Origin of the sequence: Desulfurispirillum indicum S5, from assembly GCF_000177635.2 — a bacterium.
In the GTDB taxonomy this organism is placed as follows: Bacteria; Chrysiogenota; Chrysiogenetes; order Chrysiogenales; family Chrysiogenaceae; genus Desulfurispirillum; species Desulfurispirillum indicum.
In genome coordinates this window covers 2,361,801-2,376,664 of sequence record NC_014836.1, presented here as the reverse complement: position 1 = coordinate 2,376,664, position 14,864 = coordinate 2,361,801, and the positions used below count along the sequence as shown (strand labels likewise).

At 57.8% G+C, this 14,864-nt stretch carries 13 protein-coding genes; 4 read left to right on the top strand and 9 right to left on the bottom strand.

Going from position 1 to position 14,864, the window contains the following annotated elements; genetic code table 11:
- Positions 1-228: 228 nt before the first annotated feature.
- The 3 genes from SELIN_RS11100 to SELIN_RS14195 all read right to left on the bottom strand — a co-directional run bounded on the left by SELIN_RS11100 (position 229) and on the right by SELIN_RS14195 (position 4,799).
- The gene (locus SELIN_RS11100; RefSeq protein ID WP_013506749.1) at positions 229-2,643 is read right to left on the bottom strand and encodes a heavy metal translocating P-type ATPase; all 2,415 of its coding nucleotides are present in this window, start codon (positions 2,641-2,643) and stop codon (positions 229-231) included.
- Positions 2,636-3,088 carry a FixH family protein gene (locus SELIN_RS14200; RefSeq protein ID WP_013506748.1) on the bottom strand — a complete coding sequence of 151 codons (453 nt, stop codon included), beginning with the start codon at positions 3,086-3,088 and terminating at the stop codon, positions 2,636-2,638. The genes SELIN_RS11100 and SELIN_RS14200 overlap by 8 nt, the downstream gene beginning before the upstream one ends.
- A gap of 157 nt (positions 3,089-3,245) precedes the next feature.
- Positions 3,246-4,799, bottom strand: coding sequence for a leucine-rich repeat domain-containing protein (locus tag SELIN_RS14195; protein ID WP_013506747.1), 1,554 nt, complete (start codon positions 4,797-4,799; stop codon positions 3,246-3,248).
- Positions 4,800-5,185: 386 nt separating this feature from the next.
- Between SELIN_RS14195 and SELIN_RS11085 the strand changes: the two genes are divergently transcribed.
- From SELIN_RS11085 to SELIN_RS11065, 4 genes are all read left to right on the top strand, one after another.
- Positions 5,186-6,649 carry a hypothetical protein gene (locus SELIN_RS11085; RefSeq protein WP_013506746.1) on the top strand — a complete coding sequence of 488 codons (1,464 nt, stop codon included), beginning with the start codon at positions 5,186-5,188 and terminating at the stop codon, positions 6,647-6,649.
- 58 nt (positions 6,650-6,707) lie between these two features.
- Positions 6,708-7,025, top strand: coding sequence for a transposase (locus SELIN_RS11080; RefSeq protein ID WP_198007093.1), 318 nt, complete (start codon positions 6,708-6,710; stop codon positions 7,023-7,025).
- The gene (locus tag SELIN_RS11075; protein ID WP_041725906.1) at positions 7,022-7,867 is read left to right on the top strand and encodes an IS3 family transposase; all 846 of its coding nucleotides are present in this window, start codon (positions 7,022-7,024) and stop codon (positions 7,865-7,867) included. The genes SELIN_RS11080 and SELIN_RS11075 overlap by 4 nt, the downstream gene beginning before the upstream one ends.
- 428 nt (positions 7,868-8,295) lie before the next feature.
- On the top strand, positions 8,296-9,054 hold the full coding sequence (locus tag SELIN_RS11065; RefSeq protein ID WP_041726075.1) for a hypothetical protein: 759 nt from the start codon (positions 8,296-8,298) through the stop codon (positions 9,052-9,054).
- Here the strand turns inward: SELIN_RS11065 and SELIN_RS11060 are convergent.
- The 6 genes from SELIN_RS11060 to SELIN_RS11040 all read right to left on the bottom strand — a co-directional run bounded on the left by SELIN_RS11060 (position 9,030) and on the right by SELIN_RS11040 (position 14,831).
- Complete coding sequence (locus SELIN_RS11060) at positions 9,030-10,280, bottom strand: 4Fe-4S dicluster domain-containing protein (protein WP_013506744.1); 1,251 nt, start codon at positions 10,278-10,280, stop codon at positions 9,030-9,032. The genes SELIN_RS11065 and SELIN_RS11060 overlap by 25 nt on opposite strands.
- 68 nt (positions 10,281-10,348) lie before the next feature.
- Positions 10,349-10,843, bottom strand: a complete 495-nt coding sequence (locus SELIN_RS11055; RefSeq protein WP_013506743.1) for a c-type cytochrome — start codon at positions 10,841-10,843, stop codon at positions 10,349-10,351.
- Between the two features lie 4 nt (positions 10,844-10,847).
- The gene (locus SELIN_RS14835; RefSeq protein WP_013506742.1) at positions 10,848-11,000 is read right to left on the bottom strand and encodes a cbb3-type cytochrome oxidase subunit 3; all 153 of its coding nucleotides are present in this window, start codon (positions 10,998-11,000) and stop codon (positions 10,848-10,850) included.
- Positions 11,000-11,854 (bottom strand): cytochrome-c oxidase, cbb3-type subunit II, encoded by an 855-nt coding sequence (ccoO, locus tag SELIN_RS11050; RefSeq protein ID WP_013506741.1) that lies wholly within the window; start codon positions 11,852-11,854, stop codon positions 11,000-11,002. The genes SELIN_RS14835 and ccoO overlap by 1 nt, the downstream gene beginning before the upstream one ends.
- A 1-nt stretch (position 11,855) precedes the next feature.
- Positions 11,856-13,271, bottom strand: a complete 1,416-nt coding sequence (locus tag SELIN_RS11045) for a cbb3-type cytochrome c oxidase subunit I (RefSeq protein WP_013506740.1) — start codon at positions 13,269-13,271, stop codon at positions 11,856-11,858.
- Positions 13,272-13,400: 129 nt separating this feature from the next.
- The gene (locus SELIN_RS11040) at positions 13,401-14,831 is read right to left on the bottom strand and encodes a HoxN/HupN/NixA family nickel/cobalt transporter (protein WP_013506739.1); all 1,431 of its coding nucleotides are present in this window, start codon (positions 14,829-14,831) and stop codon (positions 13,401-13,403) included.
- Positions 14,832-14,864 lie beyond the last annotated feature (33 nt).

The following is a 14,864-nucleotide window of genomic DNA, read 5'->3' as shown; positions in this document are numbered from 1 at the left end:
ACCGCAAATGAACGCAAATGGACGCGAAGGAGCAAGAAAAACAAAGAGAAAAAGTAGATGAAGTTTCGCACCCCCGAAGCGGCAGGTTGTCGGCGCCGACCTGGATACCATAGTTGGATGGCCAAAATGGTTCTGCACAGACGGCGTCGCTTGACATTGCCCTCATCTTGTTTGTGAGTTTCTTTTGCCACTTTTGGCGAGTCAAAAGTGGCAACAAAGCGTCAGCAACTAGCTCAGCCTGCGCAGTCGCAACGAATTCCCCACCACGCACAGGGAGCTGATGGTCATGGCGGCGGCGGCGTGGATGGGTGCCAGGAGGCCAAGGGCGGCCAGGGGGATGGCGCTGACGTTGTAGATGAAGGCCCAGAAGAGGTTCTGGCGGATGCCGCGCCGGATGCGGCGGGCGATGGTCAGAGCGTCCACGATGCGCAGGGGCTGGGGGCGGGTCAGGACGATGTCGGAGACTTCCAGGGCGACGTCGGTGCCACCGGCCATGGCGCAGCCGATGTGGGCGGTGCTGAGGGCGGGGGCATCGTTGATGCCGTCGCCCACCATCATGACGTGATTTCCGCTGGCCATGCGCTGGCTGATCCACTGGGCTTTCTCGGCGGGCAGCTGCTCTGCGTGCACTTCGTCAATGCCCAGCCCCTTGGCGAGGGAGTGCCCGGCGGTCCGGGTATCCCCGGTCAGCAGGGCGGTGCGTATTCCCATGGTGTGCAGGTGTGCGATGGTGGTGGCGCTGTCCTGGCGGGGGGTGTCCTCCAGCAGGATAACGCCGTGGTACTGCTGTTCCAGGGCCACGTGGACAGTGGTGCTGCCTTCGTGGTGCGCTATGGGGGAGCCTGGCACCAGGACGCCGCCTTCGTCCAGCAGGGTGGGAGTGCCCACGCGGATGGTGCCGTGGCGGGTGGGGCAGATTACGCCCTTGCCGGCAATGGCGGTGCTGCTGTGTGGCTCGCTGGGCAGGGGGATCTCCCGCCGGCGCGCTTCTTCCAGAATGCCCCTGGCGATGGGATGGACGCTGCCCTGTTCGGCCATGGCGGCCAGGCGCAGCAGTTCATCCGCAGCGCTGGAGGGAAATGGCTCCACGTGAATGACCCGGGGACGCCCTTCGGTGAGGGTGCCGGTTTTGTCAAAGGCGATGGTGTCGATGCGGGCGGTCATCTCCACAATGTCGCCGCCACGGAAGAGCATGCCGTGCCGTGCTGCGCTGGCGGTGCCCACCAGTACTGCCATGGGTGTGGCCAGGCCCAGGGCGCAGGGGCAGGCGATGATGAGTACGGCCACCGCCGCCAGCAGGGGGGTGGTGTGCTCTGCGGGGAAGGCGCTCCAGTAGGTGAAGGAGCCGGCGCTGACCAGCACCACAATGGGCACGAAAACACGGGAGATACGGTTGACCAGCTGTTCGATAGGGGCCTTGCGGGACTGGGCCTCTTCCACCACCCGCGCGATACGGGCGATAAAGGATTCGGCGGCGCTGGTGGTTACGCGCACCTGCACCGAGGCGCTCAGGTTCATGGCGCCGGCCAGTACCCGCTCGCCGGCACCGCGCAGCACGGGCAGGGGTTCACCGCTGATGATGGATTCATCCACCTCCGTCTGCCCTTCTAGCACCATTCCATCCACGCTGAAGCGCTCACCGGGGCGCACCAGCACTATATCGCCCACTGCCAGAGAGGCCGTATCCACCGTTTCGGTCTGCCCGTCCCGCAGGCGGCAGGCTGTGGCCGGGGCAACGCGCAGCAGGCGCTCCACCCCCTGCAGCGCCCGGTTACGGGCCATATTTTCGAAGAGCCGTCCCGCCAGAATCAGGGTGACGATCATGGCGGCGGTGTCAAAATACACTTCCCCATCACTGACCATGGCGTGCAGGCTGGCAAAGTAGGCGGCCAGCACGCCAATGCAGATAAGGGTGTCCATATTGGGCGAGCGGTTGCGCAGGCTGTTCCAGCCTCCCACCAGGAAGGGCCAGCCGGCATAGAAGACCACCGGAGTGGTGACGATGGCGCTGAGCACCTGCATGAGGGCGCGCGCTTCGGCGCTCATGCCCTGGAAGTATCCGGCGTAGAGGGCCAGGGAGTAGCCCATGAGCTGCATGGAGAGGAAGGCCGCCGTAACAAAGCGGATGACGAGGGAGCGCTGTTCCCTGCGACGCGCCTCCTCCACATGGTTCTGCTCGTAGGGGCGGGGCAGGTAGCCCAGACGGGTCAGGGTCTGGAAAATCGTCTGGGCGCTGGTGCGTTCGGGATCAAAGGCCACCCTGGCCCGGTGGGTGCCGTAGTTGAGGCGGGCCTGGGTGACGCCGGGAATTTTCAGCAGCATGCGCTCCACCAGCCACACGCAGGTGGCGCAGCGAATGCCCTCCACAAAAATACTGATGCTGCGCTGGCCGTCCGGTTCCGCAGTTGTGTGGCGCTCCAGGTATTCGGCGCTGTAGCACTCATCGAAAGCCCCTGCGGGCAGACCCTCATCGTCCCACTGGCGCTGCTGGTAGAACTGCTCCAGCCCCGCGCCGCGAATCAAAAGAAAAGCGCTGCGGCAACCGTGGCAGCAGAAGAGGAAGCGCTGGCCGTTTTCCTCGTGGCAGATGGGGGCACCGGCGGGGTTGGGGTCGCCACAGTGGTAGCAGCGGGAATTACTCACCGAGATGCACCAGGAAATTGCGGCTGATGCGGCTTTCATCCCTGGCGAAACTGAAGGTCAGGTGCACTTCCCCCGACAGGTCGGCGGGCAGTGCGGCCTCGTATGCACCCTGGGGATGAGCTTCAAGGGCCAGTTCCATTGCCCCCTGGGCGGTGGCGAGCTCCAGACGGGCGGTGCCGCCCTCCAGGGCAGCTCCTGTGCCGTCCCGCAACGTTATGGACAGCTGGCGACCCGCCAGCTCTGCCGTCGCTACCCAGCCAAGCGTTGCCGCCATGCGCTTTTCCGCCACACTCTCGTAGTATTTCAGGCCGTGCTGGTAGTAAAGGGGGTCGGTGACCGCGCTGACCCCCGTGAAAGCGCGGTGAATAGCCGACGCGCTGAAGAGGAAGAAGGCCGCGAACAGTATGGCAATGCCCAGCCAGGGGGCGGATTTCGGGAAAAGCATATTCTCTCCTCGGCGGAAGCGTTCTGTGTCTGTTTTGCAGCAGCTTGCCCGTATTCATGCCAGATTTTTGCGTGCCTGTACAGGGAAAGAGGGGGAGTGAAGGAGATGGTGCAGTATGAGACCCACCCCTCCGCAGGGAGGGGTGGGTTGGGTGAAGTTATGGGCTGGTGCAGGTAGTGTCTGGATCTACATGTGAAGGGGAAACTCTATCTCCAAAAAACTCAATGAGGGTTTCCAGCTCACTGCAACTCATGCCCGGATTGTTGTCCAGTTTGATCATTTGAATATTGGTGAGCTCCACCAGTGAGCCGACACCAGTGTCAATCTGGTTGCTCTCCAGTTCAAGCCAGACCAGGTTTGTCAGGGAAGCCAGGGGGCTGATGTCACTGATGGCATTTCCCCGCAGCACAAGATCCCTCAGGCTGTTGCTGAGGGCAGACAAATTCTGGAGGTCACTGATGCTGTTGTAGCGAAGCCCAAGCTGCTCAAGGTGAATGAGGTTGCCGATATTCTCCGGAATGGCGGTGATTTTGAAATCATCGTCCTGGTCACCAAGGTCGAGCATTTTCAGGCTGGTGATGGCGGCAAGGCCTGAAAAGTCATCTATTCTGTTTTTGTCGAGATAGAGAAATTCCAATTGGGACAGGTTTGCCAGGTGTGTCAGCTGCTCGCTTTCAATGAGATTTCCTGGCAGATCCAGGCCTTTCAATGTGCTGAGCCCAGCCAGGGCAGAGATATCTGCGATATTGTTGTATGACAGGTCAAGATAGATTATAGCGGTAAGGCCAACCACGCCTGAAATATCGCTCATCTGATTATGGGGCAGTGTCACGCTCATCAGGCTTGTCATGTTTGCCAGTGAAGGGATAGAGGATATTTCGTTATTGCGCAGTTCCAGTGCGGTCAGGGTAGTCAGGTCAGTTATGGGCTGCAGCGAATTCACCTTGTTATAGCTGATATTCAACCCCTGCAGGTGAGGCAGCGCACCAAGTGGGCTGAGGTCGCTGATGTCCTGATGGTTCAGGGTAATGCTGCGTAGGGAGGGAAGGCTGGCAAGGGGGGGCAGGTCTGACAGTGTGGATGGAGTCGACTCGGATTCGGTTATGGACAGTGTTTCCAGGCCAAGTAGATAGTTCTCCATGCCGCTCAGGTTTGTGATGTTTTTTTCCGAGCAGGTCAGTTCATATATCGTGGTGAAAAATCCCATGTCGTGCCCAGTCAGGCATTCCTGCAAGTTGGGGTCAAACTTATTCTGCAGTGTTTCTGCTGTTATACGCTCCGATGGAATAGCCGAGACTTCACTGCTTGGCGCGCTCTCTCCATGCTTGTTCGAAGCGGTTACCACAAAGTAGTAGGATTTGTAGTTTTCCAGGCCGGTGACAATGGTGTGAGGCTGCAGTTCGGGGTGGGTGGGAGTGAACCTGGTGCCGGTTGTGCCGCTGTCTGGTGTCCGGGAGTAATATACGTGGTAGGCGGTGGCGTTGTTCACGCCCGTCCAGCTGACAGACACGCCACCATCCACCAGGGAGGCGGAGACATTCCACGGTGTTTCCGGTGCCGTTCCGCCGCCACCTCCTCCGCCCCCGCCGCAGCCGTTCATGAGCGTCAGGAGGGTGATTGCAGCGAGGAAAAGCGAAATCCGTTGGAATCGGAGCAGTAGGCATTGAGCAGGGGAGTCATCGGGAGCGGGCTCGGTACTCTGGGTACTCATGGCGGCCTCCTGTAGAGGGGGGATGTAAAGGCGAAATTTCTGTACCTGCTTGTTGTAAAGTGTTTCAGGGGCCGTTAGAGGTAGGAGATTCAATCTCTATGATAGCCTTGTCGCGAAAAGAATCAACGACTTTTTTCATGGGATGTGACGGGCTATTGTGCTTGGAGTGATGGTACGCTCATGTCTGTTTTATGTTTGACGATATTGCAATTTCCAGCAAGAGTTTAGCGAGAAGCGTATCTTGATTGGAAGGTGTAATAGTATTTTGTAGAATAATTATATTGCTTGAAATTTCAGCGATCCTGTAACAATATGTGATTTCAACGGAAATGGTGTTTTATTATTGAGAATGTCACCTGGTTTTATCGGGAAGGGGTGGTGGTGATATGTGGCAGAAGCGAACGATGTATGGGGTATTGTGTGCTCTGCTGGCACTGGTGCTGGCGGGCTGTGGTGGGAGCAGTGGCGGGGGAGGTTCCAGTCCCAAGGGTCCCGTCACACTGGCTGGCTATTGCGACGCAAGCCAGAAGTTTGCCATGGGCAACGAGATTTGCCTGTGGGCGGACAGTAAGCGCGGTGAGGGTTATGTTCTTTCCACGGCATTTCAGTGGACGTTGCTGGAGAAGCCCGACGGGAGTGACGTGAGTATTCCTGGAGGCTGGGGTCCGGGCACCCTGACGTTTACTCCTGACAAGACGGGAGTCTACCGCGTGCGGGTGGTTGGGGATGCTGGGAATCGGCTGAGCGACCCGGTGGACCTGGAAATGGAAGTTCTGCCCTGGAGTGGAGGGGTGCCGATCAGCACACCCGATGCCATTCGTGTTACCCACTTTGAACTGGCTGGTGATGGTAACGGAAACGCTATCGCCATATGGCAGCAACTGGAGCAGGACGAAAATTTCAATGAGGTTATGCGCCTGTACACGGCAGATTTTGATGCCAATAATGGCTTGTGGGGTCCGGCACATCTGCTCAGCGATGATACGGGGAACGATGGGCCTTATAGTCCGCAGGCGGTTCTCCACCAGGATGGAAGCGCTGCGGCGATGTGGCTCTGTTACGATGGGTACGCACCAGAGCTCTGCGCAGCGGCGCGCGATGCTGGAAGCTGGAGTGGCGCGGAAGTAATAGAGACTTATGCTGAAAATAATCGTATTAGCTCCGCAAAGCTTCTGCTGACTCCCACTGGCGAACGACTGGTGTTTCTGCCAACTCAAGACGGTCTACTAGGCAGTGGTACCCTCTTTCAGTTCAGTGAGGGCACTCCCAGCTGGGAGGAAGTGGGCACGCCCTCCCCCTCCCCATACTATAGCGCGATTATGCAAGTGGAGGGAGAAGACCGGCTGGTGCGGGTTGACCGGAGAGCCAGTTACTATGACCCGGACGATCAAGCTTGGGTAGAGTTTGGAGATCCTATAATTGAAGATGATGTTACTCCTTGGTCACGGCTCATAGAAGGCGATGGCGCAGGGAATGCCATGTACGTATGGGTCCAACGTGTGTCTGAGGAGGATGAGGGTTCACAGTATCACTATCACTTCTACTCCAGCTACTATGATGGCGAAGAGTGGTCTGATCCGGTGGCGATTGCCCAGGACGCGCGCTGGACAGGCAGGAGTTTTCTCACCTTTGAAGGCGATGGAGAGGTGGTTTTCTGGCGATTTATTGAAGAGGATCCCCGAAAGCTCTGGCGCAGTCACTACAGTGACGGTGAGTGGTCGGAGGCCGTGGAAGAGGAGGCTCCTCTGACCCCCCTGCACATAGTTTCCCGATCAGACGAGAACTGGATGGTGATTGGTTCTTCTGGTTCCCAAACTATAATGGGCCCAGTAAATCGGACAGGGGTTTAAGTTTGGCAAAGTCATCGGAAGTGGCGTAGATTGACCTGATCCAAACATCACCTGGAGAGTGACTATAGTGCAACGTAAGACATTTACCAATGAGTTCAAAGCCAAGGTAGCCCTTGAGGCGCTGCGTGAAGAAAAGACTGTTCAGGAGCTGGCTCAGGAGTATGAGGTTCATCCCCAGCAGATCAAGGAGTGGAAGAAGCGTGCTCTGGAAGCCATGCCTGATATATTCGATCGTCCCAACAAGAAGAAGGGCAAGGACAAAGAGGATCGCAATGTTGACGCCCTTTACAAGCAAATTGGCATGCTTCAGGTTGAGAAGGACTTCCTAAAAAAAAAGTATGTGCAACTCTACGGTCACGAGCCAAAAATGCCATAGAGCCAGGCCATAAAAACCTGAGCATACGGATGCAGTGCAAGTTGCTTGGCATCAGCCACTCGACCTACTATTACCAGTCACGTTCGTCGGCGCTGGAGGAATCTGATCTTGAAATACTGAAGGTTGTTCTCAGGGTGCTGCAAGACATTCCCACCTTCGGTTATCGCAAGATAGCCATACAGCTCAATGAGGAACATGATATGGCCGTGAGTTCCAAACAGGTGCGGCGCATTATGCACAAGCATGGGCTGCGTGCGATTTACCCCAAACCCAATCTTTCACGGGCCAACAAGCAGCACAAGAAGTATCCGTACTTGCTGCGAGGATTGAATATCTGGCTTCCCAACCAGGTTTGGGCCACTGATATCACGTACTTGAAGCTTGGCGCCAAGACGGTGTACCTGACAGCTATCATAGATCTGTTCAGCCGCAAAGTACTGAGCTGGCGCATCTCCAACACCATGGATACCTGCTTTTGCCTCGAAGCACTGGATGAAGCCATCAGACGCTATGGAGTCCCTGGGATATTCAACACCGACCAGGGAAGCCAATATAGCTCAGAGGCATTTACGCAAAGACTCAAGAGTCACGGCATCAGAATCAGCATGGACGGCAAAGGCAGAGCCCTTGACAATGTCTACGTAGAGCGCCTTTGGCGCAGTGTGAAATACGAAAACATCTATATCAAATGCTATGAGAACATGACCGAACTCAAGGAAGGAGTAAAGCGATACTTCACCTTCTACAATAGCAGAAGGTTTCATCAGTCTCTTGACTACAGAACACCAGACAAAATGTACATGTCAGTATTTAGAATAAAGGAGGAAAAGCTTGCGGCATAGGCTGCAATAAGAAAACTTAAACTTCCTCGAAATATGTCTGGACAACTGGGCCCACTTTAAACCGTGCCATGGCAGATCGCTTCCTGGCACCACTCTTCCGCGTCCGGCTGGGAAAGTGAGGTCAGGCCCATTGAGAGCGAAAACCCAGGGGGAGTCATCGGCGGTGAGTTTCGCGCCAGCCATGACCAGGAGGGCAACACGGTGCTGCTCTGGCGGCAGAGGCACGACCTTGAAGTAAGTTCTGGGCTTCCCTCGGGGCTGTATTCCGCTCGTTATGATGCTCTGAGTGAGCGCTGGATCAGGGCCGAGCCGTAGCGTCGTGCGATGAATGCCAGGCGTCTATTGACTATGAATAGCAAATCTTGGAGGTACACATGAAGAGCACAGAATCATTGACCAGAATTTTGTTGGCAGGAGCAGTGGCGCTGATGGCAGCGCTCCTTGTGATTGGCTGCGGCAGCAGTAGCAGCGACGGTGACAAAAAAGGGTCGGCCGGCCTGGATGAGGCTGAGTGGATGGCCACCAATTTCCTGTGGCTGGTGAGTGAGTACCAGAATATGGCTCCTGGAATTGTGGGGGTAGTGGAGGCTCTGTCTGAAGGACCTCTTGATGGTGTGAGCTTGATGACAGGTGATCTCAAAGAAGATGCTATAATTAACTTCACGGAATTCTCTCCCGATGGAGAGCAGACTCTCAGCGGCTCTCTTCAGTTTCGGGCCAGTGACTTTAACGAAGCTGATGAACCAGCCTGGATTGAACTGACCCTGAATGGCATTACCATGGCGTATGGGGACGAGTTCAGCGTTGCCTATGACGGCACCCTTTTTCTTGAGCCTCTGGCTGACGAGCGCGGTACGCTTACCATTGATATGAATGCTGACTGGGAAGCAAACACATACAGCCTGGAAGAGGTGGTAGTGGATCGGCAGGATGCCACGGAGGTTACGGGTCCGTACACGGATTCCCAGTACGGAACCGTGGAGTGGCAGACGGTTGCACCGCTCTATGATGGAACTTGTGGCCCTTCCAGCGGTATCCTGCAGGCCACTGCGGGAGCCGGATTTGATGTGGATTTCGAAGTCGAGTTTTATGCTGACGAGGTTCTGTTACGCATCTACGACGGAACTTCGATTATAGGAGAGCGCGACATCAGTGAAATCCTTTACTCCATGTGGGGCTGCGGCTGATCCTGAACTTCCACCACCCGCAGTGTCATCTCATGTACCACATCGCCATCCTGCACCAGCTGCAGGGTGGCGTTTGCTTTTGGCGGGGGTGTTGCGGTCTGCAGGGCGATGGTGATTTCCCGGTTTTCGCCGGCACTCATGATTATGGTGGGAGGGATTCCGGGCAGGTGGAAGTGTTCCTGATCGGCGGGGGCCAGGCGCAGTTGATAGGTGCGCTCGTGCTGGCTGCGGTTGGCGATACGGGCGGTGTAGAAGGTGATCTGCCGGTTTTCGGAGAGCAGGCGGCTTTCGATGGTGGCGGAGCGGCGGATGGTGAGGCTGGTGTCCGATTGGTTGGTGGCTATGGTGACGAAGGCGGTGGTGGCGATGAGGAATACGCTGCCGATGAGCAGTACGGGAGTGCTGAAGAGCTTGGGCCATGGCTGGTCGTCAATGCCGAAGGTGTAGCGGATGATGCCGCTTTCGTTCTTGCGGGCCATGACCTGGCGACAGGCGTCCAGGCAATTGCCGCAGTTGATGCATTCGATCTGGTAGCCTTCCCGGATGTCGATGCCGGTGGGGCAGGCGCGCACGCAGGCGTTGCAGCGGATGCAGCGGTGGGCGTGGGCGGGGTGGTACTGCAGGGTCAGGGTGGCGGGGGTCAGCAGGGTGGTCTGGAAGCGTCCATAGGGGCATATCTGGGTGCAGAAGGTGCGTCGCAGCAGGCTGAGGCTTATGAAGATGGTGGTCGCGCTGAGAAGCCAGCCCATGGTGGCGGCAGCTCCCAGTTCCCATGAGAGCAGGCGCTGGAAAAAGGTCGCTGGTGCCAGAAAATACCAGACGAGGTTGGCGCTGACCAGGAGGGCGAGGATGAGGTTTGTCAGGTGGAAGAGGGTTTTACGCCAAGCGCTGCCGGAGACGTTTCCCCCTTTGACCTGAAGTCCCAGTCGACGGGCGGTGCATTCACTTATATTCATCAGCAGGGTCTGGGGGCAGAACCAGCCGCACCAGGCGCGTCCCAGGATAATGGTGATCAGTACGAAGAGCAGGATGAGGGCCAGGGTCAGGGGCAGCAGCAGGAGTATCTGGTGGGAGGCGATGGTGATGCCGAAGAGGTGCAGCCTGCCAGCGGCAAAGTCCATGCGCAGCAGGGGGCCGCTGGATATTTCGATAAAGGGAATGGTGAGGGCGGTGATGACCAGCAACCACTGGATGGCGCGTCGTTTGGGGGTCAGGGTGGCGGGCATGGTGCTTCCTTGTGCAGGCTGCTGAAAAATCGCCCCTGTGCTGCCAAAGCATCACAGGGGCGGGGTATCTATTCCCTGATAACCGATATGACGTAGTTGGTAATGTCGTCTATCTGGCGTTGGGAGAGCAGGTTGGCCGACGAGGGCATGCCGCCGGGGCGTCCTTCGCGGATGCTCTGGAAGACAGCGTCACGGTCAAAGCCGTACTTGTAACGGCTCTTGATGGTCAGGTCGGTGGCAAAGCCACCACCGCCACCCTGGCCGTGGCACATGGCGCACTGATTGTCGTAGAGGTCTTTGCCGCGTTTGATGCTGGCAGGGTCATTGCTGGCCGGAGCTGCCTGGGGTTCGCTGCCCTGCTGCTGGGCGGTGCGTTCCTTATGGGCCTCCAAGCGCTGGGCAAAGGCGTCTTCCTGATTCCAGCCGCTGATGAAGTGGTAGCCCATGTAGCCGATGGCCCAGATCACCAGGCCCGCCAGCAGAATGAGGTAGTAGGTGGGCGGGTTCTTTTTACGGTCTTCGCGGATGCCGTCTATTTCGTGGTTGTCATGGTTGTCGCTCATGTCTTCACTCCTGCTTGTCTTCGTCGTCGAGCATGCGGTACTTGGGGTCTTCCAGTCGTTTGCGGTTCTTGCGGCTGTAAGTGTACACCACGATGGCCACAAAGATGCCAAAGAGGATGAAGGTGGTGGCCAGGTAGAAAATGCTGCCCCAGATCATCACTCGGCCTTCATCAGGGTAATCAGCTTCCAGACGCGGTCGGAGCCCAGGTGGGAGTAGCCGGGCATGCCTTTTTCCATGATACCGTTGTAGGTGATTTCATAGAGCTGGCTTTCACTTTTGCCACCGCCGCGCAGGGCCGGGCCTATGCCTCCCTGCAGCTCGGCGCCATGGCAGGCGGCGCAGTTCTGGGCGTAGATCTGGCGGGCTTCTGGCAGGACGGAGGCGTCACCGCTATAGGGGTTGGTCAACTCGCCCACGAAGGTGGTGCGGGCGGCTTCGCGCCAGGGAATGCCGGTGCCCAGCTTCTGCATGTAGGCAACCATGGCGTCCATTTCTGTTTTGCCTTCCAGGGCGGCGATTTCCGCGTCCGTGTAGGGCAGGCCCAGGGCGCGCATGTTGCGCTCCACGCTGCGGGGGTTCAGCGTGCGGTCACTCAGGAAGGGGTAGGCGGGCATATTGGTTCTGGGGAACATGGAAGCGGGTTCGGCCATGTGCTGGTAGTGCCAGGCGTCGGGATACTTGCCACCTACCCGGGCCAGGTCGGGCCCGGTGCGGCGGGAGCCCCACAGGTGGGGACGGTCGTAGATGTACTCACCGGATTTTGAGTATTCGCCGTAGCGCAGCACTTCGGCCACCAGGGGACGGACAGTCTGGGTGTGACAGTTGTTGCAGCCTTCGCGGATATAGATGTCCCTGCCGGCCTGCTCCAGCGGGCTGTAGGGGGTGACGGTTTCAATGCGGTCGGCTTCGGTGTTTACCCAGAAGAAAGGCAGCACCATGGTGACGATGGTACCCACCAGGATGGTCATGGTGGCCAGAATCAGGAAGAGCAGTGGTTTCTTTTCCCACATCTCAGGCCTCCTTTCCGGCAAGGTTGGTGGCGTGAACCGTCTCACGCGGCCCCCGCGCGGTCATGACGAGGTTGTAGACGAAGAGGATGACGCCGGCCAGGTAGATGACGCCACTGACGGCGCGTACCCACCAGTAGGGGTACATGGCGGCCACGGTTTCCGAGAAGGTGTAGGTCAGGCTGCCGTCGGCGTTGATGCTGTGCCACATGGATGCCTGCTGCAGCCCGGCGATCCACAGGCTGACCGAGTAGATGAGCTGTCCGACGAGCACCAGCCAGAAGTGGGCGTTGGCCAGGGGAATGCTGTAGAGTTCGCGACCGTAGAGCTTGGGGGCCAGATAGTAGATGGCGCCGAACATCACCAGGGAGACCCAGCCCAGGGCGCCCATATGGACGTGGCCAGGCACCCATTCGGTATAGTGGATGAAGCCCGAGAAGGAGCGGATGGCCTGCATGGGCCCCTGCAGGGTCTGCAGGCCATAGAAGGTGATGCCCAGGATAAAGAATTTCACCAGGTAGTTGGTGCGCATCTGCTGCCACTGGCCATTCATGGAGAGATAACCGTTAATGACCGAGGCCCACGAAGGCGCGATGAGCATGATGGAGAAGGCGATGGCCAGCGTCTGTACCCAGTCGGGAACGGGGGTCCACAGCAGGTGGTGGGCACCGGTCCACAGGTACATGAAGATCAGGCTCCAGAAGGCGATAATGGAGAGGCGGTGGCTGTAGATGGGCACACCGGTGGATTTTGGCAGAAAGTAGTAGAAGACGGCCAGGGGTGGTGCTGTCAGCAGCATGGCTACCATGTTATGGCCATACCACCACTGCACATTGGCATCGTTGGTTCCCGCAAAGACCGAGTAGGACTTGAACAGGGAAGCGGGAACGGCCAGGCCGTTGACGATATAGAGTATGGCGATGGCCACGATGGAGGCCATCATGAACCACAGGCTCACGTACATCTGCTCTTCTTTGCGCTTGAAAATGGTCATAAAGATGTTCACGGCGAACATCACCCACATGACGACCACAAGGATATCCAGGGGCCACTCCAGCTCGTGGTACTCCTTGGTGGAGTTGAAGCCAAGCAGCAGGGTAACGACGCCCAGGATGATAATGCTGTTGAAGAGCCACAGCTGGATGCGAGCCAGCTTTTCACTCCAGATGGGGACGCGGCACAGGCGCTGTACCATATAAAAATAGAGGGCGAAGATGGCACACAGGGTCCAGCCCAGCAGGGCGCCATTGGTGTGAATGGGTCGCAGGCGTCCGTAGGTGAAATATGGGGCGAAGTTGAGCTGGGGCAAGACGAACTGGAAGGAAATCAGTATGCCAACCAGAATGGCGACTACCCCCCACAGAATACTCCAGTGGGTATAGCTGCGGACAATGTCGTAATTATAGGCTGGTTTGTCCATAAGGCCTCCTGAGATAAGGTAAGTGACCGTGGCAAAAGCAACATGGTTCATTTTGCGAACCGTTGTGCGTGAGTATAGAGCAAGTGGTAAAGTTTCGCACCACTAATTCCGTGGACTGTCGTGACAGATTCAGCCCATGCTGCTCAGTATCAGCAGCACTCCCAGCAGGGCTATGCAGATGATACTGGTATATTCCACGAAGGTGGCCAGGGGCTGGAAGGCATGGCTGAGCACATTTCTGGCAATGATGCTCAGGGCTGCCGCCGCGAAAATAATAATTCCCATGCCCAGGCTCATGGCGGCGGCGGCCAGGAAACCAATGGTGTACAGGCCCATGGAGAGGGCGAAGAGGAAAATGGTGATGGTGCCGGGACAGGGCACAATACCTGCCGAAATCACCAGCATGGCGTCGGAAGTGCGTCCTCCACCACTGCAGGAGGAGCAGCCACAGGCATGGCCCTGGTGCAGGCCATGGTGGGGTTGAGGGTAACCGGAGCTGTTTTGCTGCCGGACTTTCCAGCGGGCTCGCAGGCGGGTGTAGGCCAGGTGTGCTGCGATCAGTATGATGATGGCACCGGAAACGGGGGTCAGCAGGTTGGTGGTTTGGTGGAGGGCCGTGGTCAGCAGCATGTTCAGCAGGTGCAGCAGGAAAAAGGTGAAGATGAACGCCGAAAAGACGTGGACGATGCCGATGAACAGGGCCATGGAGGCCGCCTTGGCGTAGTTGTGGTGTCCCGCGAGGAAATAGGAGGCCACCAGACTTTTGCCATGGCCAGGGCCGGCTGCGTGGAGCAGGCCGTAGAAAAAGGAGAAGATGATCAGGGAGAGAGCCGCCGCCACGCTGCCTTCGTCGCGGATGGCGCGCATATGGGACTGAATGGTTTCGCTGGCCATGCGCAGTGTCTGGCGCAGGGAGTCGAGCATCCGGTCGTACCAGCCCGCCGGGGAGTCGTCGCGCGTGACGGCAACTTCCGTTTCTGTGCTGGCAATGCCCGGGGCGATGCGCAACACCAGCGTATGGGGGTAGGAATTCAGGTTGTGCTCAACGCCGTAATTTTCGGGAATGGTGTGGCTGAGTCCCTCGGGGCGGAAGAAAAAGCCCAGAAAGCGGCGGGGATCGAAGAATTCCAGTTCCAGGCTGAGTTCACCGCTGACGGGCATATGGATGGGGATCGTAAAGTGGTATGCGGAAACATCCCCCTCAAAGGTGAAGTGAGAATTTTCCACGGCGCGCACCGGAAACGGCTGGCTGTTGATGGTAATGCGGGTGAGGTATTCGTAGGGGACGATGTCGGCTTCAAAGGCGTGCAGGAGCCTCTGCCGTGCCTGGTTGGCGTCGGATGCTTCGCTGCTGAGGTGGCGCAGGACTTCGGTGAAGGAGGGGGAAAAGCGCCAGGTGACCTGGATCGCCTGCAGAACGTCGTCATCCATTTCCAGGTGAAAGCGCGGGAAGACCACGCCGTCAAAGGCGGAGCAGAGCGCGCAGGCCCGCGCCAGCTGAGGCTGGCTCAGCATGACAACGCTCAGCAGCAGTATGATGAAGCGCAACGGGGTTTTCATGGGAAGAACTTGTAACGGATTTTTCGCGCAAAG

Excerpts from the sequence above, each read along its gene's own strand:
- SELIN_RS14200 (WP_013506748.1), bottom strand. The coding sequence starts at position 3,088 with ATGCTTTTCCCGAAATCCGCCCCCTGGCTGGGCATTGCCATACTGTTC.
- SELIN_RS14195 (WP_013506747.1), bottom strand. The coding sequence starts at position 4,799 with ATGAGTACCCAGAGTACCGAGCCCGCTCCCGATGACTCCCCTGCTCAA.
- SELIN_RS11085 (WP_013506746.1), top strand. The coding sequence starts at position 5,186 with ATGTGGCAGAAGCGAACGATGTATGGGGTATTGTGTGCTCTGCTGGCA.
- SELIN_RS11065 (WP_041726075.1), top strand. The coding sequence starts at position 8,296 with ATGGCAGCGCTCCTTGTGATTGGCTGCGGCAGCAGTAGCAGCGACGGT.
- SELIN_RS11060 (WP_013506744.1), bottom strand. The coding sequence starts at position 10,280 with ATGCCCGCCACCCTGACCCCCAAACGACGCGCCATCCAGTGGTTGCTG.
- SELIN_RS11055 (WP_013506743.1), bottom strand. The coding sequence starts at position 10,843 with ATGAGCGACAACCATGACAACCACGAAATAGACGGCATCCGCGAAGAC.
- SELIN_RS14835 (WP_013506742.1), bottom strand. The coding sequence starts at position 11,000 with ATGATCTGGGGCAGCATTTTCTACCTGGCCACCACCTTCATCCTCTTT.
- ccoO (WP_013506741.1), bottom strand. The coding sequence starts at position 11,854 with ATGTGGGAAAAGAAACCACTGCTCTTCCTGATTCTGGCCACCATGACC.
- SELIN_RS11045 (WP_013506740.1), bottom strand. The coding sequence starts at position 13,271 with ATGGACAAACCAGCCTATAATTACGACATTGTCCGCAGCTATACCCAC.
- SELIN_RS11040 (WP_013506739.1), bottom strand. The coding sequence starts at position 14,831 with ATGAAAACCCCGTTGCGCTTCATCATACTGCTGCTGAGCGTTGTCATG.